Source organism: Streptomyces sp. ALI-76-A (genome assembly GCF_030287445.1).
GTDB lineage: Bacteria > Actinomycetota > Actinomycetes > Streptomycetales > Streptomycetaceae > Streptomyces.
Genome location: NZ_JASVWB010000002.1, coordinates 7662033 through 7682595, shown reverse-complemented (window position 1 = coordinate 7682595; position 20563 = coordinate 7662033). Strand labels below are relative to the sequence as shown.

At 72.3% G+C, this 20563-nt stretch carries 20 protein-coding genes; 11 read left to right on the top strand and 9 right to left on the bottom strand.

The features are described from left to right. Nucleotides 1–265: 265 nt before the first annotated feature. Together QQS16_RS35205 and QQS16_RS35200 are read left to right on the top strand one after the other, a co-directional pair. Complete coding sequence (locus QQS16_RS35205; RefSeq protein WP_286066558.1) at nt 266–1243, top strand: DUF4241 domain-containing protein; 978 nt, start codon at nt 266–268, stop codon at nt 1241–1243. A 322-nt stretch (nt 1244–1565) separates the two neighbouring features. Beyond that, a complete protein-coding gene (locus tag QQS16_RS35200) occupies nt 1566–2039 on the top strand; it encodes a MarR family winged helix-turn-helix transcriptional regulator (protein WP_286066115.1) in 474 nt (157 codons plus the stop codon). A 239-nt stretch (nt 2040–2278) separates the two neighbouring features. On the opposite strand, the gene QQS16_RS35195 is transcribed toward QQS16_RS35200, so the two are convergent. After that, nucleotides 2279–3688, bottom strand: a complete 1410-nt coding sequence (locus QQS16_RS35195; RefSeq protein WP_286066114.1) for a PepSY-associated TM helix domain-containing protein — start codon at nt 3686–3688, stop codon at nt 2279–2281. A gap of 204 nt (nt 3689–3892) precedes the next feature. Here QQS16_RS35195 and QQS16_RS35190 point away from each other — a divergent pair, with 204 nt between their 5' ends. Next, entirely contained in the window at nt 3893–4537 is a 645-nt protein-coding gene (locus tag QQS16_RS35190) for a peptide deformylase (RefSeq protein WP_286066113.1), read from the top strand. 8 nt (nt 4538–4545) lie between these two features. Here the strand turns inward: QQS16_RS35190 and QQS16_RS35185 are convergent, their stop codons facing one another. Continuing rightward, nucleotides 4546–5979 (bottom strand): dihydrolipoyl dehydrogenase family protein, encoded by a 1434-nt coding sequence (locus QQS16_RS35185; protein ID WP_286066112.1) that lies wholly within the window; start codon nt 5977–5979, stop codon nt 4546–4548. Between the two features lie 119 nt (nt 5980–6098). Between QQS16_RS35185 and trxA the strand changes: the two genes are divergently transcribed. Then, nucleotides 6099–6485 (top strand): thioredoxin, encoded by a 387-nt coding sequence (gene trxA / locus QQS16_RS35180; RefSeq protein ID WP_286066111.1) that lies wholly within the window; start codon nt 6099–6101, stop codon nt 6483–6485. A 211-nt stretch (nt 6486–6696) separates the two neighbouring features. On the opposite strand, the gene QQS16_RS35175 is transcribed toward trxA, so the two are convergent. The 3 genes from QQS16_RS35175 to QQS16_RS35165 form a co-directional block, all read right to left on the bottom strand. Further along, nucleotides 6697–8133 (bottom strand): benzaldehyde dehydrogenase, encoded by a 1437-nt coding sequence (locus QQS16_RS35175; protein WP_286066110.1) that lies wholly within the window; start codon nt 8131–8133, stop codon nt 6697–6699. A gap of 117 nt (nt 8134–8250) precedes the next feature. After that, the gene (locus QQS16_RS35170; RefSeq protein ID WP_502963875.1) at nt 8251–9285 is read right to left on the bottom strand and encodes a LacI family DNA-binding transcriptional regulator; all 1035 of its coding nucleotides are present in this window, start codon (nt 9283–9285) and stop codon (nt 8251–8253) included. A gap of 172 nt (nt 9286–9457) precedes the next feature. Next, the gene (locus QQS16_RS35165; RefSeq protein WP_286066108.1) at nt 9458–10111 is read right to left on the bottom strand and encodes a TetR/AcrR family transcriptional regulator; all 654 of its coding nucleotides are present in this window, start codon (nt 10109–10111) and stop codon (nt 9458–9460) included. 116 nt (nt 10112–10227) lie between these two features. On the opposite strand from QQS16_RS35165, the gene QQS16_RS35160 reads away from it, so the two are divergent. Continuing rightward, entirely contained in the window at nt 10228–10791 is a 564-nt protein-coding gene (locus QQS16_RS35160; RefSeq protein ID WP_286066107.1) for an NAD(P)H-dependent oxidoreductase, read from the top strand. A 287-nt stretch (nt 10792–11078) separates the two neighbouring features. Here the strand turns inward: QQS16_RS35160 and QQS16_RS35155 are convergent, their stop codons facing one another. Then, on the bottom strand, nt 11079–12077 hold the full coding sequence (locus QQS16_RS35155) for an expansin EXLX1 family cellulose-binding protein (protein WP_286066106.1): 999 nt from the start codon (nt 12075–12077) through the stop codon (nt 11079–11081). 116 nt (nt 12078–12193) lie between these two features. After that, nucleotides 12194–13171 carry a TerC family protein gene (locus QQS16_RS35150; protein ID WP_286066105.1) on the bottom strand — a complete coding sequence of 326 codons (978 nt, stop codon included), beginning with the start codon at nt 13169–13171 and terminating at the stop codon, nt 12194–12196. Between the two features lie 560 nt (nt 13172–13731). Between QQS16_RS35150 and QQS16_RS35145 the strand changes: the two genes are divergently transcribed. Continuing rightward, nucleotides 13732–14190 (top strand): MarR family winged helix-turn-helix transcriptional regulator, encoded by a 459-nt coding sequence (locus QQS16_RS35145; protein WP_286066104.1) that lies wholly within the window; start codon nt 13732–13734, stop codon nt 14188–14190. Between the two features lie 222 nt (nt 14191–14412). Here the strand turns inward: QQS16_RS35145 and QQS16_RS35140 are convergent, their stop codons facing one another. Then, nucleotides 14413–14625, bottom strand: a complete 213-nt coding sequence (locus tag QQS16_RS35140; protein WP_353479715.1) for a zinc-binding dehydrogenase — start codon at nt 14623–14625, stop codon at nt 14413–14415. Between the two features lie 140 nt (nt 14626–14765). Between QQS16_RS35140 and QQS16_RS35135 the strand changes: the two genes are divergently transcribed. Both QQS16_RS35135 and QQS16_RS35130 read left to right on the top strand, forming a co-directional pair. Further along, a complete protein-coding gene (locus QQS16_RS35135; protein ID WP_286066103.1) occupies nt 14766–15959 on the top strand; it encodes a CaiB/BaiF CoA transferase family protein in 1194 nt (397 codons plus the stop codon). A 274-nt stretch (nt 15960–16233) separates the two neighbouring features. Beyond that, a complete protein-coding gene (locus QQS16_RS35130) occupies nt 16234–16770 on the top strand; it encodes a ricin-type beta-trefoil lectin domain protein (RefSeq protein WP_502963874.1) in 537 nt (178 codons plus the stop codon). A gap of 64 nt (nt 16771–16834) precedes the next feature. Here QQS16_RS35130 and QQS16_RS35125 read toward each other — a convergent pair whose 3' ends face one another. Then, nucleotides 16835–18028, bottom strand: coding sequence for a N(5)-(carboxyethyl)ornithine synthase (locus tag QQS16_RS35125; RefSeq protein WP_286066102.1), 1194 nt, complete (start codon nt 18026–18028; stop codon nt 16835–16837). Nucleotides 18029–18578: 550 nt separating this feature from the next. Between QQS16_RS35125 and QQS16_RS35120 the strand changes: the two genes are divergently transcribed. The 3 genes from QQS16_RS35120 (at nt 18579) to QQS16_RS35110 (ending at nt 20514) form a co-directional block, all read left to right on the top strand. Beyond that, nucleotides 18579–19670 carry a fatty acid desaturase family protein gene (locus tag QQS16_RS35120; protein WP_286066101.1) on the top strand — a complete coding sequence of 364 codons (1092 nt, stop codon included), beginning with the start codon at nt 18579–18581 and terminating at the stop codon, nt 19668–19670. Nucleotides 19671–19759: 89 nt separating this feature from the next. Further along, nucleotides 19760–20257, top strand: coding sequence for a DUF2975 domain-containing protein (locus QQS16_RS35115; protein WP_286066100.1), 498 nt, complete (start codon nt 19760–19762; stop codon nt 20255–20257). After that, nucleotides 20257–20514 (top strand): helix-turn-helix domain-containing protein, encoded by a 258-nt coding sequence (locus tag QQS16_RS35110; RefSeq protein ID WP_286066099.1) that lies wholly within the window; start codon nt 20257–20259, stop codon nt 20512–20514. The genes QQS16_RS35115 and QQS16_RS35110 overlap by 1 nt, the downstream gene beginning before the upstream one ends. Nucleotides 20515–20563 lie beyond the last annotated feature (49 nt).

Here is a 20563-nt window from a genome sequence, read left to right as displayed (position 1 = left end):
CGGGGGTGGCTGGGGCCACGGGGGAGATGCGCGGCTGTGATCTTCGACAGTCTTGATGTGTCGTACGGCGAGATGTGGGGTTCCCATTTGGGAATGACCCATCCGGACCCGATGTCGCGCGCGGTCGCGGCACGCAGACATGCCGCCGGGATGGATTACGCGGTTCTGCTGTCCGCGTGGGAGCGACCGCTGGCACTGGTCGAGTACTGGCCGCGCCGGATGTGGCGTGTCTATCTGTTCGACGACAGGTCCTGGCGCATTGCAGATGATCGACCTCAAGCCGCACGGCACGGGGATGTTGCTGGCTCACCGGAACACCCGATGGGAGTTTTCCAACGAGCGGGAGCACGCGTCCGGGAAGTGGGACGTTCAGGAGACCACGACCGTCTCGGCCGACGGGCAGGTCGAGGTGAGGTCCGAGTTCGCCGGGCCGAGGGGAGCGTCGACGGAGTCCCTGCGCGCTCGAACATCCGGCTCGCCGAGCGTCCCCGTGCGGCGGTTCTCGGCGCCCGTCGAAAGCTTCCTCTGCCCCGTACCGGAATTCGGCGACTGGCAGGTGTTCGCGCCGTTCCTCGCCCAGCAGGGCCACGAGCCCGCCACGACCGTAGTCCTGAGCGACGTGTCGGTGGACGAAGGACCGGGACCGCTGCGCGCCACCGGAATCGAGCAACTGTTCAGTCCGGGCGCGTGCGCCACTCCGGATGGGCCGGCCGTCGTCGAGCCCGTTGACGCCGGCCTGCTGCGGATCACGTCAGGGCAGCTGGCGGTCTCGGACCCCGGCTGGATCGGAGAGACCCCGCGGACCGTCGCTGTGCCACCGGGCGAGTTCCCGGTCACGCTGTCGCTCTTGCGCACGACACGCGGGGCCGGTGTCGCCGCGGCCAGGGTGACGTTCCTGGACATCCCGCCCCGCGACTGGGAAATGGCCCTCCGGCCCGACGAGAACCTCGGGCTGCTCGGCGAGGGCCAGTTCTACGGGGTCGGCGTGGATACCGGCACAGCGGCTTTCATGGATGCGACCCGGACGGTGAGCGAAGACCTGCTGGACCAGGACCTGTTCATACCCCTCGACAGCCTATTCAGCGTCGAACTGCCCAGCACGAAGCCCGAGCCGAACCTCATCGCCTTCCGTGCCGGCCGGGGCGACGGGACCTACCCCGTCTGGATCGGCCGCACCGATGACGGACAGGTCGGTTGCGTCGTCGTCGACTTCCAGCTCCATTCCGCCGACGAGGGGAAGTAAGGAGCCGCCGACCATCGGCGCGAGGCCATCCCTGGTTGTCTTGCGCCCCGCATCCGAACCTGGCCCACCCCTCGCCCCGCCGGTCGAAGAACGCCCCCTCCTTCAGGGGTTGAGCAGGTCGATCGCGTCCATCACCGGCGGTACGCGGTGTTGTTGCACTTCATCTCCAGCGCGCCCAGGACCCGGGGCTCTCCTCGGCGTGGCTGACGGCCCGGCCGGAGGTCACCAGGCCCAGTTCGCGCGGGCGCAATTAGTAGCCATGGACATAATATCCATGTACTCTATATCGCCTCGGGACATCCGGAGACATCGAGGAGCAGCCATGACCACCCCCGGCACCGCACCACTCACCACACCCGCCCCCGGCCCTGCCGTCGACGGCCGCGTCATCGGCCTGGCCCACTACGCCAGTCGCGCGGTTCTGGAGTCCGTCCTGGCCCGCCACGGCCTCACGTTCCAGCAACTGGTGACCCTGCGCCTCGTCTCGGTCGCCGGCGCCCCCGTCGAGCGCGACGGGCTCACCGGCCAGGTCACCGAGTCCCTCAAGGTCGACCCGGCGGAGGCGCGGAGGACCGTGGACGCGCTGATCGCCAGGGAACTGGTGGCGCCCGAGGCGTCCCGGCTGCGGATCACGGACGCCGGGCAGGCCGTGTACGCCGGGGCGAGCGCCGAGACCGCACCGGTCTCCGCCCGGATCTACGCCGGCATCCCGGCCGCGGACCTGGCGACCGCCGGCCGTGTCCTGGCCCTGGTCACCGAGCGGGCGAACGCCGAACTGGCCGCCCTCTCCCGGTAGTAGGGCAGCCTCGGCCTGCGGTGGCAGGTGGCAGGGGCGGAACGAGGAGGCGGAGCCGCACCCACCCGAGTCCCGCCTCCGGGCTCGCGGGGGACTTCGAGCGGCTCTGACCGCACCCGACGCGGTACGGCTGGGGCCCGGCTCCCGTGGGAGCCGGGCCCCAGCCGTACCGGGTGTACGCCGTTCCGAGCCGCCGTACCGGAGACACGCGTTCGACGCCGGTACGGCGCGCCGGACCGCTACCTCGCGTCGGCGCCGCTCGTTCGCGTCCGTGCTCCGCGCCGGTGGGCGATCTCGCCCAGGACGACGTCCACGGCGATGAAGGCGGCCAGCGGGATACCGAGCAGCGGCACGAAGTAGCCGAGTACGGCGACGGCCGCCGCGCACGGCAGCAGGATCTGCGGGGGCACCTGCTGCCAGGCGCCGCGCGGGATCGGCCGGCCGAAGGCGGAGCCCCGGCCGCGCTGCCACCACATGCGGTAGCCCCAGACGATCAGCAGGACGAGGCTGAGCGCGAGGAGCATCAGGGCGATCTGGTTGACCAGCCCGAAGAGGGATCCGGTGTGCAGGTCGATGCCCCAGCGGGTGAGTTTCGCCAGCACCGGGTAGTCCGCGAACCGCAGGACGTCGGTGACCTCGCCGGTCGTCGGGTCGACCGCGGCGGAGTCCTGCTTCTCGGGCCAGCTGCGCTGCACCTGCTTCACCACGTACGCGGACGAGGCGTCGGCGGGCGGGACGATCTCGACGGGGTCGCCGAGCCCTTCGGCGCGGGCCGCCGCCAGGACCTTGTCGAGGCCGACGCCGTGCTCGGCGTCCCCGGCCGAGGAGGAGGCGCCGTGGCCTCCGTGCTCGCCGCCCGCCGCCGCCGTGACCGACGGAGTGGCCTGGCCGAGCGAGGTGCGCAGCTCGTCGATGTTCGCCCCGGCGTACGTCGACCAGGTCAGCCCGGTCGCCGAGAGGAAGAGGAACCCGGCGGCGGCCCAGGCGCCGAGGGTGCCGTGCAGGCCGAGCGTGCGGCGCCGCCCGCTGGTGCCGCGCAGCCTGCGCAGGGCCCCGCGACGGGAGAACCACAGCACCAGACCGCCGAGGGCGATCACACCCAGCCAGCTGGCGGCCAACTCGCTGTAGAGACGGCCGGTCTCACCGAGGTGCAGATCGCGGTGGAGTTCGTCGATCCAGGTCCGCAGGGGCAACGCACCGGTGGAGCCGTACTGTTCGAGCGCGCCGCGCACCTTTCCGGTGTACGGGTCGACGAACACGGCCAGCGTGTGGTCGGGGTCGACTCCCTCGACGCCGGAGAGCAGGACCCGGGTGGTCGCGTCGGACACGGGCGAGGGACGTACGGCGGACACCGTGCCCTCGGGGTGCGCCTCGCGGGCGGCGGCGACCTGCTCGGATATCGGCAGCTTGCGGTCACCGACGGCGGACACGGTCAGCTCGTCGGCGTACACGAACTTCTCGGCCTGGAACGAGCCGGCGTACAGGAAACCGGTGAGTGCGGCGACCAGCAGGAACGGTGCGACGAGCAGGCCGGCGTAGAAGTGCAGGCGCAGGACCAGCGGGCGCAGCGTGGCCCGTCTGCCGGGCGACGACGCCGGGGCGGCGGGTTGCGGGGCCTCGTCCGTGGCGGGCGAGGGAGCGGTGGACATCGGCGGGCTTCTCCCGGGGCAGGGGACGTTTCTCGGCTGTGGCGGCCACATGGGCTGTAGCGGCTGTAGCGGTTGTGGCGGTCCAGAAGTCGGGAGGAGGCGGCCTGGAGTTCCCGGCGGAATGAGTGGCGTACGTCACACGGGAGGGGCCGGGCCGCCCGGGAGGGCCCGTGGCGTCCGGAGGGCCCGTGGCATGCTGGCGCGATGGCGTCTTCCCGTGATCGCGTGCCCGTTGCCGACCTCGTCGAGGAACTCCTGGCCGTGGACGGTCCGTTGCCCATCGTGGCGGCCGGCGATCCGGTACTGCGGCGCGGCACCGAGCGCTTCGACGGTCAGCTGGGGCCCGCGCTGCTGTCCCGCTTCGTCGAGGCGCTGCGGCTGACCATGCGCGCGGCGCCGGGTGTGGGCCTGGCCGCGCCGCAGGTGGGGGTGGGCCTGCGGATCGCGGTGATCGAGGATCCCGCGCCCGTACCGGACGAGGTGCGGCTGGCGCGCGGCCGGGTGCCGCAGCCCTTCCGGGTACTGGTCAATCCGTCGTACGAACCTGTCGGCACCGCCCGTGCCGCGTTCTTCGAGGGCTGTCTGAGCGTGCCGGGCTGGCAGGCGGTGGTGGCGCGGCCTGCCGCGGTGCGGCTGACGGGCGAGGACGAACGCGGGCGCGCGGTGGACGAGGAGTTCACCGGCTGGCCCGCCCGTATCGTCCAGCACGAGACGGACCACCTCGACGGCACGCTGTACCTCGACCGCGCGGAACCGCGGTCGCTGTCCTCGAACGAGGCGATGGCACGGCGGTGGACGCAGCCGACACCGAGGGAGGCCGCGGCCTCCCTCGGCTTCGAACTGCCCTGACAGGCGGGTCAGTTGTCCCGGTACGCCTCCAGCAGCCGCAGCCACACCTCGCTGATCGTCGGGTACGACGGCACGGCATGCCAGAGCCGGCTGATCGGGACCTGGCCGGCGACGGCGATCGTCGCGGAGTGGAGGAGTTCGCCCACGCCGGGGCCGACGAAGGTGACGCCGAGGAGGATCTCGCGTTCGAGGTCGACGACCATGCGGGCGCGGCCCCGGTAGCCGTCGGCGTAGAGGCCCGCGCCGGAGACCGAGGCCAGGTCGTAGTCGACGGCGCGGACGCGGTGGCCGGCCTGTTCCGCCTCCGCGAGGGAGAGACCCACCGAGGCCGCCTCGGGGTCGGTGAAGACGACCTGGGGGACGGCGGCGTGGTCGGCGGTGGCCGCGTGGGCGCCCCAGGGGTCGGTCTCCAGCAACGGCACGCCGGAGGCGCGGGCGGCGATGGCGGCGCCCGCGACGCGGGCCTGGTACTTGCCCTGGTGGGTGAGCAGGGCGCGGTGGTTGACGTCGCCGACGGCGTAGAGCCACTCGCTGCCGGTGACGCGCAGGCTGTCGTCGACGTCCAGCCAGGAGCCGGGCTCCAGCCCGACGGTGTCGAGGCCGATGTCGTCGGTGTGCGGGGCGCGTCCGGTGGCGAAGAGTATCTCGTCGGCCTCGATGCGGTCGCCGGCGCCCGTGACGACCACGACCGTGCCGTTCTCCCGGGTGACCGACTCGACGGACGTTCCGGTGCGGACGTCGGCGCCCGCCTCGGTGAGCGCCTCGGCGACCAGTTCGCCGGCGAAGGGCTCCATGCGGTTCAGCAGGCCCTTGCCGCGCACGAGCAGGGTGACCCGCGAGCCGAGGGCCTGCCAGGCGGTCGCCATCTCGGTGGCGACCACTCCCCCGCCGATCACGACCAGCCGGCCGGGGACCGTCTTGGCGCTGGTGGCCTCGCGGCTGGTCCAGGGCCGGACGTCGGCGAGGCCGGGGAGGTCGGGCAGGACGGCGCGGGTGCCGGTGCAGACGGCCACGGCGTGCCGGGCGGTCAGCACCTGCCGGGTGCCGTCGGCGCCGGTGACCGTGACCGTGCGCGGTCCGGTGAGGCGGCCGTGGCCGCGGTGGAGGTCGACGCCGATGCCGTCGAGCCACTGGACCTGGCCGTCGTCCTTCCAGTGGGAGGTGTAGGAGTCGCGGTGCGCGAGGACCGCGGACGCGTCGAGGGGGCCCTGCACCGACTGGCGCAGACCGGGCGTGCGGCGGGCGTCGGCGCGGGCGATGACCGGGCGCAGCAGGGCCTTGCTGGGCATGCACGCCCAGTACGAGCATTCGCCGCCGACCAGTTCGCTCTCCACGACCGCGGTGGAGAGTCCGGCCGCACGGGTGCGGTCGGCGACGTTCTCCCCCACGGGCCCGGCACCGAGCACCACGACGTCGTAGGCGATGGATTCCTTTTCCGTCATGGGGTCAGTCTGGTGGGTGGTGTGCGCGGAGGCCACAGGGGTACGTGCGCGGAATACGGACCCGGGCCGTCGTGTTGTGCCAGCGGCTTCGCCCCGACTTCAGGAAGAGGGATCACGCCATGAGCAGCACCGTGGAGCTCACCAAGGAGAACTTCGACCAGACGGTCACGGACAACGAGTTCGTGCTGATCGACTTCTGGGCGGCCTGGTGTGGTCCGTGCCGTCAGTTCGCGCCGGTGTACGAGAAGGCGGCCGAGGAGAACCCGGACCTGGTGTTCGGCAAGGTGGACACCGAGGCGCAGCCGGAGCTGGCCGCGGCCTTCGGCATCCAGTCCATTCCGACCCTGATGATCGTGCGTGACCAGGTCGCCGTCTTCGCGCAGCCGGGCGCCCTGCCCGAGGCCGCCCTGACGGACGTCATCGGGCAGGCCCGCAAGCTGGACATGGACGAGGTCCGCAAGGCGGTCGCCGAGCAGCAGGCCCAGGCCGCGCAGAGCGGCGAGTAGGCCCGGACCGCCTCCCGGCGGGATCCCCGGACCGCCTGCCACGGCACTAGTGCCGCGGCAGGCAACGTTTGCCCGTCAAGGAGCGGCGTCCGGTGCGTGCTCTCGGCGTGCCGGCCGGAAGCCCTCGTACTGGATGTACTCGGGCTTTCGGCCGGTGCGGCGAGAGGGCGTGCCGGGCGTCGCGACGGGGCGAACGTTGCCTGCCACGGCACTAGAACGGGTACGTCGCCACGTCCCCGCGCACCGTCGTCCAGCGCACCTCGGTGAAGGCCTCCAGGTTGGCCTCGCCGCCGAAGCGGGCTCCGGTGCCCGACGCGGCGATGCCGCCGAAGGGGGCCACGGCCTCGTCGTTCACGGTCTGGTCGTTGATGTGGACGATGCCGGTCGGGATCCGCTCGGCCAGGTCCAGACCGCGGGCGGTGTCGCGGGTGACGATGCCGAGCGAGAGGCCGTAGGGTCCGGCCGCCGCCAGGGCCGCCGCCTCCTCGGGTGTGCCGAAGGACCGTACGGGTGCCACCGGGCCGAACACCTCGTCGGTGTAGGCGGGCGTGCGGTCGTCGACGTCGGCGAGCACGGTGGGCCGGTAGAAGCGCCGGTCGTGCGTGCCGCCCGCGGCCAGTTTGGCGCCGTTCGCGGTGCTCGCCTCCACCAGGCCGTGCACCTTGGCCAGTTGGCCGTCGTCGATGATCGGACCGAGGTGGACCTGCTCGCGGTGCGGGTCCCCGACGGCGAGCGAGTCGGCCTTGGCCGCCAGCCGCTCGACGTACTCCCCGTACAGGGAGGCGTGGACCAGGTGGCGGCCGGTGGTCATGCAGATCTGGCCCTGGTGGAAGAAGGAGCCCCAGGCGGCCGTGGAGATCACGGCGTCCAGGTCGGCGTCCTCCAGCACGATCAGGGCGGAGTTGCCGCCCAGTTCCAGGTGCGCCCGCTTGAGGTGGCGGCCGGCCGCCTCGCCGACCGCCCGGCCCGCCGCGGTCGATCCGGTGAACGAGATGACGGGGATGCGCGGGTCGGCCACCAGGGCCTGGCCCGCGTCCGGACCGCCGGGCAGGACGTGGAACAGGTCCTCGGGCAGGCCGGCCTCGGCGAAAACCGCGGCGAGCGACAGGCCGCCGCAGACCGCCGTGCGCGGGTCCGGCTTCAGGACGACCGCGTTGCCGAGGGCCAGCGCCGGGGCGACCGAGCGGATGGAGAGGATCAGCGGGGCGTTGAAGGGCGCGATGACGCCGACCACGCCGACCGGGACGCGGCGGGTGTAGGACAGGCGGGCCGCCTCGCTGGGCAGCACCTGTCCGGCCGGGCGGGAGGCGAGCGCGGCGGCCTCGTAGCACTCCTGGGCGGCGACGTGCAGTTCGAAGTCGGCCTTGCCGGCGATGGAACCGGATTCGCGGACGAGCCACTCGCGCAGTTCGTCGGCGTGCGCGGCGAACAGGTCACCGGCCTTGCGCAGCACCTGGGCCCGGACGAAGTGCGGGACACGGGCCCACTCGGCCTGGGCTCGGCGGCCGGCCTCGGCGGCGGTGGCGACGTCCTCGGCGGTGGCGAGCGTGACGGTGCCGAGCGCGTCGCCGGTGGCGGGCTCGGTCACGGTGTGTTCGGGTCCGGACAGGCTGCGGGACTGCCAGGTCTTGGGGTCGAGCAACGACATGACGGCTCTCCGTTCGGTCACCGGCGGACTCACGGGGGAAGCGGACATCCCGGAGCGCGGCCCCCATTTTGTTGAGTGTGCAACATCCTAGTCGTGCGGTCGCGGCAACGCAGCGCGTCAGCTGGAGTCGCGGTGCACGACCGACGCGCCCAGCACCTTGTGGGTCTCCGGGGCGCCGCCCGGGTCGCGTACCGCGCGGTCGACCAGTTCGGCCAGGTCGCGGCCGGACGGGAGTTCCAGGTTGACCGTGGTCAGCCGCGGCCGCAGGAGCCGGCCGAGCATGAGATCGTCGGCGCCGATCACCGCCGTGTCCCCGGGGATGTCGACACCCTCGTCCTGCAGGGCGCGCATCAGCAGCATCGCGTACTCGTCGTTGTACGCGAACACCGCGTCCAGGCCGCGCTCCGACCAGCGCGCGGCGAGCCGGGCGGCGGACATCTCGTCGTAGGCGAGGGGCAGTTCGGTGACCGTGGCGGCCGTACCGCGCAGGGCGCTGCGGACGCCTTCGAGGCGGGGGGCGGAGAAGGACTCCAGGCCGGGTTCCTGCGGTACGACGACACCGATACGGCGCCTGCCGCGGGCGTGCAGATGTGTGGCCGCGCAGCGGCCGACGGCCTCGTGGTCCATGAGCAGGGCGTGGGCCCCCTCGACGGACTCGGGGCCGAGGGTGACGACGGCCCGGGCGCCGGAGCGCTTGAGTACCGTCACGCCCTTCGGGCCGAGGCCGGAGCCGGGCACCAGCACCGCGACCGGCCGCAGCTCGGCCCAGGAGCGGGCGGCCTCGTCACCCTGGAGGCCGACCGCGCCGTACTGCACCACCGTGTAGTCGAGGCGCCCCAGTTCCCACTGGAGGTCGCTGATGAACTGGTGGTAGAGCGGTCCCACCGGGAAGGAGGGCGCGGGCATCAGCACCATCCGGCTGTGCCCGGCGCGCAGGCTGCGGGCCGCGGCGTGCGGCACGTACCCGAGCTCCTTCGCGGCCTCGTGGACACGGCGGCGGGTGGGTTCGCTGATGCGGACGGCACTGGTGTTGTTGAGGACGTAGGAGACGGTCGCGCGCGAGACGCCGGCCAGGCGGGCGACATCGGCACTCGTGGGGACAGAGCGCGGAACGGGCGACGCGGGCGCGGGCGTTTTCGGTATCTGCACCATGACGTACCGCATCTTTGCAGAACCTGTGATCCGGCTTTCGAGTGGGGGAACTTCAGGGGGTGTTCGGTTGCGGGTTCACCTTCCACGACCCGCTGTCGGACCCGCGTCAGGCCCGCCGTCACTCCCGTGGACCCCCGGATCGGGATCAACGGGATTCATCGACCGCACGGGGTCACCGGCCGCCCGTCACCCGGTCCACCAGGTCGTCCCATCCGGCCTCCAGCCGCTCCAGCGACATGCCGCGCTGCTGGGTGAGGTGGTGGATCAGGACGGGGCTCAGGTGGCCCATGAGGGTGTGGGAGAGCAGGTCGCTGTCCGCGTCCGGTGCCGCCTGCCGCAGCAGCAGGGCGACATGGCCGCGCAGTACCTGGTGGGGCGGCGCGGAGAAACGGCGGTCCGGGCTCGGCTCGGCCGCCAGCTGGAGGTCGAGTTCGCCGACCGAGCGGCGCAGCATGGCGCGGCCGAAGGCCCGCAGCCGTTCCGCGGGGGGCGCGCCCGGCCCGAGCGGTGGCGGACCACTGAGGAAGGCGGCCTGGAACTTCTTCTCGGAGTGGTCGAGCAGCGCCGTCAGCAGGCCCGTGCGGTCGCCGAAGCGGCGGAAGACGGTGCCCTTGCCGACCCGCGCCGCGGCGGCCACCGCCTCCATCGTCACCCCGGCCGCGCCGTGTTCCGCCACCAGGCGGGCGGCGGCCTCCAGGAGCCGGGCCCGGTTGCGGGCGGCGTCGGCCCGCAGACACGGCTCGTCCTCGGTGCGGCCGAGCTGGAGCAGCTCGGGGCCGGATGCCTGCTGCTCTGGTGCGGCGAAGGGAGGCGGGAAGGCGGACATGAACACAGCGTAAAGCACCGGGAAGAAAACTGGACCGCGGTCCGCTTAGGGTGATAGAACCTTAAACGGACCTCGGTCCGGATCGTTACGGCAGTGTTTCAATCAGGGAGTCCCGCATGTCTGTTCGTATCCTCGCGCTCGTCGGCAGCCTTCGCGCCGGCTCGCACAACCGCCAGCTCGCCGAGGCGGCCGTCAAGCTCGCCCCCGAGGGCGCCGACGTGGTGCTGTTCGAGGGCCTGGCCGACATCCCCTTCTACAACGAGGACCTCGACGTCGAGGGCGGCGTCCCGGCGGCCGCCGCCTCCCTGCGCGAGGCCGCGCAGGCCTCCGACGCCTTCCTGTTCTTCTCGCCCGAGTACAACGGCACCATCCCGGCCGTCCTGAAGAACGCCATCGACTGGCTGTCCCGCCCGTACGGCGCCGGCGCCTTCGGCGGCAAGCCGGTCGCCGTGGTCGGCACCGCCTTCGGCCAGTACGGCGGCGTGTGGGCGCAGGACGAGACCCGCAAGGCCGTGGGCATCGCCGGCGGCAAGGTGATCGAGGACCTCAAGCTCTCCATCCCCGGCTCGCTGACCCGCTTCGCCGAGACCCACCCGGCCGACGACGCCGAGGTCGCCGCGCAGCTGACCGAGGTGGTCGCCCGTCTGCACGGCCACGCGGGCGAGGCCGCCGCGGCCTGACCCGCACCCCTGGCCACCAGATCTGCCGCGGGTCCCGCGAAGGGGGCCGGAGCCGTACGGCTCCGGCCCCCTTCGCGCGCCTCGGACAGGGTGAGCTGGGCGAGGCGCGGGATCAGGGCGACGCCGAGCCGGCGGGCGACCAGGTGGGCGGTGACGTTCCAGTCCAGGGCCGGCCACCGGGTCCGCCGGTGATCGCCGGGCAGACGGTGCGACTCGTCGGCCGGTGCCCTCGACGACCGCTGCTCCCCGGCCGGCCGCTTCGCGTGCTGTCGTGTCTCGCGGTGGGGTCAGTGTGCGGCGAACTGGACGCGGGTCGGCTGCGCGACGTCCGGTCGCAGCGCGATCCCGCTGAGGGTCAGCCGTTCTCCGTAGATGTCGGTGATCCTGATCGCGCCGCCGCAGCCGGTGCCGGTGTCGGAGAGGAAGTAGTTGTAGTCGGCGCGGGGCAGCCGAAGCCAGCCGTCGCCGCCGCGCACCTCGATCCGGGCCAGCGGATTGCGGTGGCCGATCGCCTGGATGGCGCACCAGTAGCGGCTGGACCCGGTCTTGTACCGGACCGAGACCGTGTCGGATGTGCTGGGGCTCAAGAGGCTCCAGGTGATGGGGATCCGCCCGAGCGAGGGCTCGGCGAGTGCGGCGAAGGCCTGTTGACTGAGGTCGAGCTGGCCGGGTGCGCAGGGCAGCGGGCACTCGTTGGTGATCCGGACCGTGATGGAGGCGCCATCGGCCGCGTGGACGCGCACATACGCGCCGCACGCCTTGGCCGACTCGTAGTCGGTGTGGTTCATCGCCGCGGTCATGACGTCGTCGCTCGGGCCGAACAGACAGGCGCCGTCGCCGGAGCCGGCGTCGTAGGCGGTGGCGACTCCCCGATAGGTCACGTCGGGACGGATCCGTCCCGCCAGCGGTGCCGCGCCGGAAGCCGGCCGGGGAGCGCTCGTGGCCGACGGCCGCGCGGCCGCGGTGGTCGCGTCCGCCGGTGTGGTCGAGGCCGACGGGGTCGTCGCGCCGGTCGCCGCGGACGGCGACGACGGCGGCGACGGGGACGGCTTGCGCCCTGGCGCAGTGGGCGGCACGGTCGCCCCGTGGCTGTCATCGGCGCCGACGACGGACGTGGCACCGGCAGAACCGGTATCGGCCCCGCGGTCCGGGCGGTCCGGGCGGAGAACCATGATCAGGGACACGGCGACGAGTCCGACCGTCGCCAGGACGGCCGCGGAGACGAGGCCGGTACGCCGCTTGCCACGCCGCTTGCGGCGGGAGGGCCGAGGGGAGGATGACGCCACGGATGAGTCCGTTCTTAGCTGGTCCGGAGAGCATGAGGCCCCGGTGAACGGAGCTTCCGGCCATCAGTGGTCGCCGGGGCCGAAAAGGTTGCCGGGGTACGGCGAGGCCGCTGTCGTCACGGCTGTCGGGCCGGCCGCTCCGTCGCCGCCGCCTCCTGCCTCTTCGCCGCCCGCAGGCTGGTCAGTGTGGTGACCGCGAGGACGAGCACGATGAAACCGAGCGAGAAGGGGATGCTGATCTCCGGGACGTGGACCCCGGATTCGTGCAGCGCGTGCAGGACCAGCTTGACGCCGATGAAGCCCAGGATGATCGACAGGCCGTAGCTGAGGTGGACCAGCTTCCGGAGCAGGCCGCCGATGAGGAAGTACAGCTGCCGCAGACCCATCAGGGCGAAGGCGTTGGCGGTGAAGACGATGTACGGGTCCTGCGTCAGCCCGTAGATGGCGGGGATGGAGTCCAGGGCGAACAGGACGTCGGTGGAACCGATGGCGAGCATCACGACCAGCATCGGCGTCATGACCCGCCTGCCGTTCTCCGTGATGAACAGCTTGGTGCCGTGGTAGCGGTCGGCCACCCCGAACCGTTTCTCCACCGCCTTCAGCAGCTTGTTCTCCTCGTACTCCTCCTCGTGTCCCCCCTTGCGGGCGTCCTGGACCAGCTTCCACGCGGTCCAGACCAGGAAGGCTCCGAAGAGGTAGAACACCCAGGAGAACGCGGAGATGATCGCCGCTCCGGCCGCGATGAACCCCGCGCGCAGCACCAGGGCCATGATCACGCCGACCATCAGCACCCGCTGCTGGTACTGGGTGGGCACCGCGAACTTGCCCATGATCAGGACGAAGACGAAGAGGTTGTCGACGCTCAGCGACTTCTCCGTGATGTATCCGGCGAAGAACTCACCGGTGGGCCCGCTCCCCTCGGAAAGAAACAGCCCGACGCCGAACAGACAGGCCAGGACGACCCAGACGACCGTCCAGGTCCCCGCCTCCCTGATCGACACGTCATGGGGTTTGCGGCCGATGAGGAAGTCCGCGGCCACGAGGGCGCACAGGACCGCGACGGTCAGCAGCCAGACGGTGGGAGAGACGTGCACGGGTGCTCCTGAGACTCGGTGGGCATCCACAGCGTGGCCAGCCGCGCTGATCCCTGCTACCGAGGAGAGGTGAAGAACAGGCCATGGACTGGTAAAGAACGGCAGGTCACGAGGGCATGTGGCCGGAATGCGGCGATACGGCCCGCCAGACGGCGGGCAGGCTCCGCCGGGCGGCGGCCGACGTGCGGATGATTGCGCCACGAGCCGCCGCGCCTCGCGCGAGGAGACCCCATGAGTCACGTCCCGCCCCCGTTCGACCCCGAGCTGGCGCCGCCCTGGATCTGATCAAGGACGTGCTGTCGCCGGGCCTCACCCTCGACGAGCTGGAATCCGTACGCCAGGGTCCGGCCGTCCGGCTGGCTGCCGAGCTGGACCTGACCATGGACGGATTCTTCGAGACCGAGGACCGTACGATGCCGGGCCCGAGAACGCTCCCGGTATCTCGCTCGACCTCGACCGGGACGCACATTGCTTGCGCGCGCTCAATAAACGCACCCGCCGGAAGTTTCGTTGATGCCCTATCCTGGGTGTCGTCACTTCGGGACGGAGGAGCAGGCCCCATGACCGCCACAGACCCCGCACTCACCGCTCTCGCGCAGGGCTGGTGCGCGCTCTCCCTGCTGCACGGCCGGATCGAGGCCCACATCGAGCGGGCGCTCCAGGCCGAGCACGACCTCAGCGTGCGGGAGTACTCCCTGCTCGACGTGCTCAGCCGCCAGCACGACGGGGTGGGCGGCCATCTCCAGATGAAGCAGGTCGCCGACGCGGTGGTGCTGAGCCAGAGCGCCACCACCCGCCTGGTGACCCGACTGGAGGACCGCGGGCTGCTCTCCCGGTACCTGTGCCCCACCGACCGTCGCGGTATCTACACGAACGTCACGGAGGCGGGCCTCACGCTACTGGAAGAGGCCCGCCCCACGAACGAGGGCGCCCTGCGCGAGGCCCTGGACCAGGCCGCGCGGAATCCGGAACTGGCTCCGCTGGTGCGGGCGGTGGAGACACTCGGCGTGCCCGCCTGACGCCTGCGGACCCTCGCCCGCCGCACGGCACGCGGCCCGGTCAGGTGTGCATGCACGTGAGGCACACACGTCGATGCGCCGCGCAGTGTGCATGCACGTGAGGCACACACGTCGATGCGCCGCGCACAGGCGGTACCGCCAGGCGTCGCGCGTGCGCAGTACCGCCCGCCCCCTGCCCCCCTCCCGTCAGCAGCACCCACGCGCGGGAGAGGACGCGGAGGTCTACTCCCCGACCGTCAGCACCAGCTTGCCGCGCGTGTGTCCCGCGCGGCTCAGACGCCAGGCCCCCGCCACCTCGGCGAGCGGCAGTGCCCGGTCCACGGTGACGGAGAGCCGGCCCTGGTCGGCCGGTTCGGCGAGCGCCGTCCGGTCGGCCGGGTCGGGGCGCACCCACACGTAGTGGCCGCCCTTCCCGGACGAGGAGATGGGCGCCATCGCCGCCCTGGACCGGGGGCTGCGCACCGGCCCGGACCCCGACACGCTGAACTGACAGCCCCGGCAGGCCCGGAAACACACAGGTCAGCGGCGATGCGCACCGTTGACAGCGGGTGGCCACGGCCGTAGAAATGGGCCCCATGAGCCTCCCGCAGCGCCCCCTGTCCGGGATCACGGTGGTCAGCCTGGAGCAGGCCGTGGCCGCCCCCTTCGCCACCCGGCAGCTGGCCGACCTCGGCGCCCGGGTGATCAAGGTGGAGCGGCCCGGCGACGGCGACTTCGCCCGCCGCTACGACACGACCGTGCACGGCCACTCCAGCTATTTCGTCTGGCTCAACCGGTCCAAGGAGTCCCTCACCCTGGACCTGAAGGACCCCCGCGGGCGCGACATCCTGCACGGCCTCCTGGCCGAGGCGGACGTGTTCGTGCAGAACCTCGCTCCCGGAGCCGCCGGCCGCCTCGGACTCGGCGTCGACGCGCTGGCGGACCGCTACCCCCGCCTGATCCCGTGCACGATCTCCGGGTACGGCACCTCCGGCCCCTGGGCCGACCGCAAGTCGTACGACCTGCTGGTGCAGTGCCAGACCGGGCTGGTGTCGCTGACCGGGACCGCCGAGGAGACCGCCCGGACCGGGATCTCCGTCGCCGACATCGCCGCCGGGATGTACGCCTACAGCGGCGTCCTCACGGCGCTGTACACCCGCGCCACCACCGGCAGGGCGCACCCGGTGGAGGTGTCCCTGTTCGAGGCGCTGGCGGAGTGGATGAGCCAGCCCGCCTACTACACCCGCTACGGCGGCACCCAGCCCCCGCGTCTGGGCACCCAGCACGCCACCATCGCGCCGTACGGCGCCTTCACGGCCGCCGACGGCGGGGACGTGCTGTTCTCCATCCAGAACGAGCGCGAGTGGGCCGCCCTCTGCGCGCACTTCCTCGGCCGGCCCGAACTGGCCGAGGACCCGCGCTTCGCCACCGGCTCCGACCGCGTCGCCCACCGCGAGGAACTCAACGCCGTCGTCGCCGAGCGGGTCGGCCGCTCCGGTGCCGGGGAGGTCCTCGAGGAACTGGAGGACATCGGCATCGCGTGTGCCGGCGTCAACGACGTGGCCGCGTTCCTCGACCACCCGGTGCTGGCCGCCCGCGGCCGCTGGCAGGACGTGGGCGTGCCCGGCGGCTCCCTGGTGCAGGCACTGCTTCCGCCGGCCGACCTGGCCGGTCTGCCCGCGCGGATGGACCCGGTGCCGGCGGTGGGCGAGCACACCGACGCGATCCTCACCGAACTCGGCCGCGACCGCGGGGACATCGAGGCGTTGCGCGCCGACGCGGTGATCTGACCGACCCGGGCGCCGGGCACGGCCCTTGCCGGGGGCGCCGCCGTCGCCGCGGAGGCCGCCGCGCCGGGTGCGGCCGACAGGGCGGCCAGGGCGGCCAGGACGGCGACCGGACGCGCGAGGGAGATGTGCATGGAGGGACTCCCTCGGTGATGGGGGGCGGGATGTCACCCACGGGTCGCCGCCGACGCCGGGCGGGTCGCCGGGGCGCGGCGCCGGCGTCCGCCCCCGAGGACATGGGCGGCCGCAGAAGGAGATCGGCGGCGGACGGCCGGGCATGACCGACGTCGTCCGGACGACGGACGGCAAGTGGCTGCTGCCGTACGAGTACTGGGGCGGCGGAGCCAACACCCGGTTCCGGATCGCCGACGACCCCGCTGACGTTCTTCACCAACTCCCCCACGGGCGAGTCCGTCGCCTCCCTCGACGCGAACATCGGCAACGGCGACGTGCCCGACGTCGTCCTGGAGGAACCCGGCGCGGCGTCGAACCCCGACACCCGGTACTGGCCGTGGTGAGCGAGCCGCGGGGCGGTACGACGCCGCTGAACACGTCGGGCGGCCGGGCGGCGGCCATCCGGACGGGCGACGCGACGGCCGGCCGGCGGATCGGCCAGTGGCTCGACGACAGCGCCACGGGCAGCTGGAACCTCGTCACGACCGAGGACGGGTTCTACCGGCTCCAGTCGCTGAGGAACCCGAACCCGTACCTGACCGGTGCGTCCGACGGGGCGCCGCTGACCTCGCAGAACGTGGTCGCGGACGGCTCGCAGGAGCGGGAGCTGGTCCAGTGGGCGCCCCCGCGGGACAGCTGAGGACGGTCCGCCCGGACATGGGGGACCGTCCTCAGGGGACAGGCCGGGGCGGGCCCGCGGTCGGTCAGGCCGGCTGGGCGGCGGAGTTCATCACCGGGTCGGGGGCGGCGGCCGGGGTCTCGACGGGGTGCGGGTAGGCGGCCGCCCGGCGCTGGAAGGAGAGGATCTTCGGGTTCCGTACGACGCCGTCGCGCATCTCGATGGCCTTGCTGATGGTGGCGTCGGCCTCCCAGGCCGCGGAACCGCTCATCACCTTGCGCAGATAGGGCAGGATCGCCTCGCTGATCTCCCACGTCGCCGAGTTCCACAGGTGGGACGGGCTGTGGTCCACGGCGTAGTAGTGGCAGCCCGGCCCCACCGTGTGCATCGGGTCGCCGAAGGTGGTCGGGCGGGCCCAGGCGAAGCCCATGCCCTCGTCGCAGGAGACGTCGACGAAGAACGTTCCCGGCCGGAACAGGGCGAGCTCCTCGTCGGTGACGAACATCAGCGGCGCGTCGGTGTCCTGCAGGACGCAGTTGACGACGATGTCGAACCCGGCCAGGTACTCCGCCAGCGGCGCGGAACCGGCCGCGGTGACCGCCCGCAGACGCGACGGGTCGTCGTCCTGCTCCTCGAAGTGGCCCATCACGACCGACGGCATCGGTGACGCGACCGCCGCGGCGGCGCGCTGGGTGAGCACCGTGACGTCGGAGACCCCCATGGCGCCCAGGCCCGTGACGGCTCCGCGCGCCGTGGCGCCGAAGCTGATGACCACCGCGCGCAGGCGGCGCCCGTAGCTGCCGGTCAGACCGCCGAGCTGGAGGGCGTGCAGCACGGAGCTGTAGCCGGCCAGCTCGTTGTTCTTGTGGAACACATGGACGCTGAAGGCGCCCGTGGACGTCCAGTGGTTCATGGCCTCCCAGGCGATGAGGGTCAGCTGCCGGTCGATGCCGAGCTGGGTCATCGTCCCGTCCTGCACGCAGTGCGGCCAGCCCCACAGCACCTGGCCCTGCCGCAGCGCGGCGACGTCCTCGTGCATGGGCTTGGGCAGCAGCAGCACGTCGCACTCGTCGAGGAGCCGCGCACGGGAGCGCAGGCCCGCCACGAGCGGTCGCAGCGCGTCGTCGGCGACGCCGAACCGCTCTCCGTAGCCCTCTTCGAGGTAGATCTTCTCCCGTACGTCCGGGGCGATCCGGTCGAGGTGGGCGGGGTGCAGCGGCAGGCGGAACTCGTTCTCCTTGCGGGAGGAGGCGAAGACGCCGAGGCTCATCAGGGACATGCGGGTGCGGCTCTTTTCCAGCCGGGTTCACGCGCTCCGGCCCTTGCCGTTCCCCGAGGGCGACGCCGAGACGGATGACGGCGTGCGAGGTGCGCTCGGTACCCCAACCGTACTCCCCTCCGGCGATGGAGCGGGCCGGTCAGGACGTCGCCGGAGCGTTCCCGCCCGGCCGGGAACCATCCGGGCACGCCGGACGTTGGAGGGGGTGGTTGTAGTTGAAGTTTGCGAACGTGGAAGCGCCCGCGGAGTTTCGACAGCGGGCGTTTCGTCGTTTCGGGTTCTCTTCGACGGCCGGCGACCAGCAGCCCGGGATCACGCGAGCGCGCGGTCTCCGCCCTACTCGCCGTCTCGCAGGAGACACCCCATGGCACGAGGAACTACCGGCCCCAGGGACCTCCGGGCCGACCGGGTCCGCGCGCTCTGAGGAGACCCTCTTCCGAGTCGGGCCCGCGCCGCGGGCCTGACTCGTGCTGCTTCGACACGGCCGGTGCACCCGGCGCCCCGCCCCCGCGCCGCCCGCACCGGCCCGCGCGCACCCCGAAAGGACACCATGACCACTGACATCATCAACCGGGGCATCGAGCCGGCCGACCAGGCCGGGCCGGCGACCTCCCCGGCCGAGGGCCGGGGCAGCGAGTACGCCGCGCTGTCCCGCGAGGTGAAGCAGCGCGGGCTGCTGAAGCGGCGCCCGGGCTACTACTCCGTCAAGGTCGCGGCGAACCTGCTGCTGCTGGCCGCCGGATGGACCGCGTTCGCCCTGATCGGTGAGTCGTGGTGGCAGTTGCTGACCGCCGCGTTCCTCGCCGTGATGTTCACCCAGACCGGGTTCATCGGGCACGACGCCGGGCACCACCAGATCGCCTCCTCCAAGCGCGTCAACAACCTGCTCGGCCGCGTCCACGCCGACCTGCTGATCGGCCTGAGCTACGGCTGGTGGATCTCCAAGCACAACCGGCACCACTCCCACCCCAACCACATCGACCGTGACCCCGACATCGCCGACGGTGCGATCGCCTTCACCGAGGACCAGGCCCGCGTCCGCAGCGGCGCCTACGCCTGGCTGGCGCGGCAGCAGGCCTGGCTGTTCTTCCCGATGCTGCTCCTGGAAGGGCTCGCCCTGCACGTCGCGGGGGTACAGGCGATGTTCGAGCGCAGCGGCACGCGTACCTCCCGGGTGACCAAGCTGGCCGAGGCGGGACTGCTGACCACGCACATCGTCGGCTACCTCGCCGCCCTCTTCGTGGTCCTGACCCCCCTCCAGGCCGTGGCGTTCCTCGCGGTGCACCAGGGACTGTTCGGGCTGTACATGGGGTGCTCGTTCGCCCCGAACCACAAGGGCATGGCCCTCTTCGCCAAGGACGCGAAGGTCGACTTCCTGCGCCGGCAGGTACTGACCTCGCGCAACATCCGCGGCAACCGGTTCACCGACTTCGCGCTCGGCGGCCTGAACTACCAGATCGAGCACCACCTGTTCCCCTCCATGCCGCGGCCGAGCCTGCGCCATGCCCAGGAGGTCGTGCGGACGTTCTGCGCCCGGCACGGCATCGCCTACCACGAGACCGGGCTCTTCGACTCCTACGCCCAGGTCCTGCGGTACCTCCACACGGTCGGCGGTCCCCTCCGCCCCGAACTGGAGTACTGACCTCACCGCCCTTCACCTCCCTCACCACCCCTTGCCGAACCTATCGAATCTCGATAGATTTCCATCGTGACTCGATCGAAGGGGACGTGATGGGAAAGCTGACTGTGCTCGCGCTGCGGGCCGTGCTCGTGGCGCTGCTCGCCGGCTCGGTGTTCGTCCAGGCGGTGATGGTGCCGCTGCTGGCCATCGACATGCGGGACCTCGACGAGGACGTCGCGCACCTGCGCACCCCGCTCCTCGTCGTCACGGTGCTGGGCGTCGTGACGGTCCAGGTCGTCCTGGTCTGCGTGTGGCGTCTGGTGACGATGGTGCGGCGCGGCACCGTGTTCTCCCACGGCGCCTTCCGGTACGTGCACATCGTGATCGGGGCGGTCGTGGCGGCCGCGCTCCTGGTCTTCGCGCTCGGGGTCGTCCTGGCGCCGGGCGAGGCCGTCGCCCCGGGGGTGGTCCTGCTGATCGGCGGGGTCGGTGTGGCGGTGCTGGGGGTCGCGCTGATCGTGCTGGTGCTGCGGATGCTGCTCGCCCAGGCCGTCGCGCGGGACATCGAGGCCGCGCGCATGCGGGACGAGCTCGCCGAGGTGATCTGATGCCGATCGCCGTCGACATCGACGTGATGCTCGCCAAGCGGAAGATGTCCGTGGGCGAGCTCGCGGACCGCGTCGGGATCACGCCCGCCAACCTCGCGGTGCTCAAGAACGGCCGCGCCAAGGCCGTGCGGTTCGCCACGCTCGCCGCGCTCTGCGAGGTGCTCGAGTGCCAGCCGGGAGACCTGCTGCGCTGGGAGGCGCGGGACATGGGGGACGAGGCCCCTGGGGACAAGGCCCGGGACATGGGGGACGAGTGACCCGGGCCGCGTCCGCCAGGACCTGACCGCGCGTCCCGCCCGCCCGCCC

Coding starts and splice junctions, on each gene's coding strand:
- QQS16_RS35205 (WP_286066558.1), top strand. CDS start 266: ATGATCGACCTCAAGCCGCACGGCACGGGGATGTTGCTGGCTCACCGG.
- QQS16_RS35200 (WP_286066115.1), top strand. CDS start 1,566: ATGACCACCCCCGGCACCGCACCACTCACCACACCCGCCCCCGGCCCT.
- QQS16_RS35195 (WP_286066114.1), bottom strand. CDS start 3,688: ATGTCCACCGCTCCCTCGCCCGCCACGGACGAGGCCCCGCAACCCGCC.
- QQS16_RS35190 (WP_286066113.1), top strand. CDS start 3,893: ATGGCGTCTTCCCGTGATCGCGTGCCCGTTGCCGACCTCGTCGAGGAA.
- QQS16_RS35185 (WP_286066112.1), bottom strand. CDS start 5,979: ATGACGGAAAAGGAATCCATCGCCTACGACGTCGTGGTGCTCGGTGCC.
- trxA (WP_286066111.1), top strand. CDS start 6,099: ATGAGCAGCACCGTGGAGCTCACCAAGGAGAACTTCGACCAGACGGTC.
- QQS16_RS35175 (WP_286066110.1), bottom strand. CDS start 8,133: ATGTCGTTGCTCGACCCCAAGACCTGGCAGTCCCGCAGCCTGTCCGGA.
- QQS16_RS35170 (WP_502963875.1), bottom strand. CDS start 9,285: ATGGTGCAGATACCGAAAACGCCCGCGCCCGCGTCGCCCGTTCCGCGC.
- QQS16_RS35165 (WP_286066108.1), bottom strand. CDS start 10,111: ATGTCCGCCTTCCCGCCTCCCTTCGCCGCACCAGAGCAGCAGGCATCC.
- QQS16_RS35160 (WP_286066107.1), top strand. CDS start 10,228: ATGTCTGTTCGTATCCTCGCGCTCGTCGGCAGCCTTCGCGCCGGCTCG.
- QQS16_RS35145 (WP_286066104.1), top strand. CDS start 13,732: ATGACCGCCACAGACCCCGCACTCACCGCTCTCGCGCAGGGCTGGTGC.
- QQS16_RS35140 (WP_353479715.1), bottom strand. CDS start 14,625: ATGGCGCCCATCTCCTCGTCCGGGAAGGGCGGCCACTACGTGTGGGTG.
- QQS16_RS35135 (WP_286066103.1), top strand. CDS start 14,766: ATGAGCCTCCCGCAGCGCCCCCTGTCCGGGATCACGGTGGTCAGCCTG.
- QQS16_RS35130 (WP_502963874.1), top strand. CDS start 16,234: ATGACCGACGTCGTCCGGACGACGGACGGCAAGTGGCTGCTGCCGTAC.
- QQS16_RS35125 (WP_286066102.1), bottom strand. CDS start 18,028: ATGTCCCTGATGAGCCTCGGCGTCTTCGCCTCCTCCCGCAAGGAGAAC.
- QQS16_RS35120 (WP_286066101.1), top strand. CDS start 18,579: ATGACCACTGACATCATCAACCGGGGCATCGAGCCGGCCGACCAGGCC.
- QQS16_RS35115 (WP_286066100.1), top strand. CDS start 19,760: ATGGGAAAGCTGACTGTGCTCGCGCTGCGGGCCGTGCTCGTGGCGCTG.
- QQS16_RS35110 (WP_286066099.1), top strand. CDS start 20,257: ATGCCGATCGCCGTCGACATCGACGTGATGCTCGCCAAGCGGAAGATG.